The sequence below is a fragment of the Enterobacter cloacae complex sp. IR53030 genome (assembly GCF_049238365.1).
Lineage (GTDB): Bacteria > Pseudomonadota > Gammaproteobacteria > Enterobacterales > Enterobacteriaceae > Enterobacter > Enterobacter kobei.
In genome coordinates this window covers 1-1,837 of sequence record NZ_JBMKHA010000063.1, presented here as the reverse complement: position 1 = coordinate 1,837, position 1,837 = coordinate 1, and the positions used below count along the sequence as shown (strand labels likewise).

The 1,837-nt window shown below is 46.2% G+C and carries 2 protein-coding genes; both read left to right on the top strand.

Features of this window, described 5'->3' with window-relative positions; genetic code table 11:
• A partial coding sequence (locus ACOTXR_RS25030) for a hypothetical protein (protein WP_421767134.1) occupies window positions 1–608 on the top strand: 608 nt, incomplete at its 5' end.
• Window positions 605–1,558: a putative type VI secretion system effector gene (locus ACOTXR_RS25025; RefSeq protein WP_149410149.1), complete on the top strand. Its 954-nt coding sequence runs from the start codon at window positions 605–607 to the stop codon at window positions 1,556–1,558. The genes ACOTXR_RS25030 and ACOTXR_RS25025, both read left to right, overlap by 4 nt.
• Window positions 1,559–1,837 lie beyond the last annotated feature (279 nt).

The window sequence follows — 1,837 nt, the reverse complement described above, 5'->3', positions numbered from 1 at the left end:
AGTTCAGGGATGATAAGAAGCCGCTGGCGAGCCTGCTGGCCAGCGGTCTGGCGATGGTGAGTCAGGGGACGTCGGTTATTTTGCCGGCAGTAGAAAAAGGGCTGGAAGCCGGTAAGCTGACGGTAGCATGGGTCAAGGGCGTTGGGGCGGCAGCGGGTGGGGGGGCGTCTTTAATGTCGGTGTATTCAGACGTTCTCGCTGTCAAAGCAGAAATAGAAAATAATCGTTTTTTCCTTGTTGGAGTTTTGGGGTTAAAAACATTTGTGGATGTCCTTGTTGTCACAAAATCAGTTGGTCTTCTGCTGGAGGCAATGAATCCAGTCGTAAAAATAATGGGAAAAGTTGAGTTAGCCGCCAAAATGGCATCTGGTGCGGAATATGTTTCTATAAAATTGGCAGACAGATATTTTGGAGTCAGAGTTTTGGCGATTTTAATGACCTGGGAAGCTATGGTGGCGGTAACGTTGTTACAGGTAGTGGTGACCTGGATTTCTGACAACGAGCTTCAGATATGGTGTAAGAAATGCGTATTTGGCACAGCATCTTTCAACCGCAGTGTGGCAGACCAGAATAAAGCTTTGGAAGAAGCAATAAAGGATATCTCATGAATTCAGTTGAAAATCAGCAGGTATGTTCGCGGTTTGTTGAGCCAGAGAAATTAGCAGACCTGCGTACAAAGCGGGAGATTGAGGTGATGAACGGCAGGCCGTGGACGCGGGAGCTTCCCCCTCCGCCGGTATTGCCACCTAATGGTCCTCTGGAGAAAATCTCAGGGAAACTGGAGTCTTTCCGCTATGAGAGATTCAGGGAATATTTTGATGCAGATGCCTACCCGAGCCACTCTGTGCCGGAGATAACTGATGGGCAGCGAGGTACGGCTGCCGCTGCAGCGATTTTTGCAGGCAGCCCCGGGCTCGGTGCTGTCATGATGGCAGAAAGCGAATCTTCGAATAATTCGGCGGAATATGTGCAGGGGATGATTAATGGTCAGCCATTCCGCGGCTGGGTGGGTGTTACCCGTGTTCAGGCTGGCGATGAGGTGGACATGATTGTTGAATGGCAGCATGACCATTATGAAGTCTATGCCATTGCGTTACCGGATGATCGTATAGTTTCGATGTGTCCGAAATGTGATATGGGGCATATTGCACATATGCTCTGGCGAATTAAAAATATGTTTATTCTTACCGCGATAATAATGTTTGTTTGCATGTTTATGTTTATGCTTCATGATGTTTTAAATGACAGGAGAATTTCTGATTATTGGGAGGCATATCAATATTCGTTGTATGTGCTATTCGCTATATCATTAGTTCTCTCTGGGTTGATTGCTTTTTTTGCATATAAGGCTCATGCAAATAATTGTTGCAAGTTAGCTGAGGAAATATTTCAGTTGCTGGGGATGAGGAATGTTGCAATGGTCAATTTAAATAAAATAACAAAAAAGCGTGAGCAACAGCTGAGAAATAAAGGGGGGCACGGCTCGGATGATGTAAGTAAAATTGCTTGCCCCAGTTCTAAATTTATTTATTCAGGGGAGTGGTGGTTTTACTATTAATTAAATGGATTACAGTATTGAATTTTGTCGTTCGCGGTAACACCTGCACAAATTGAAAAAACTGGAGGGGTAATACCACAAATCGCTGTCCACGGTGGTGAAGGGGCTGCGGAAAAATGCCAGCAAACTGGAAGTACAGCTCTTCAGTACGGATGCGTTTATCGTCACGGTGGGAGACAGGGTAAGCCGCATTCTGCGGGTGGACAGGTCAGGCTGATATTTATGATAAGAGCGGGGATACCGTCAGAGACCGTGCACGGGTTAGTGAACGACTACCTT

Excerpts from the sequence above, each read along its gene's own strand:
- ACOTXR_RS25025 (WP_149410149.1), top strand. The coding sequence starts at position 605 with ATGAATTCAGTTGAAAATCAGCAGGTATGTTCGCGGTTTGTTGAGCCA.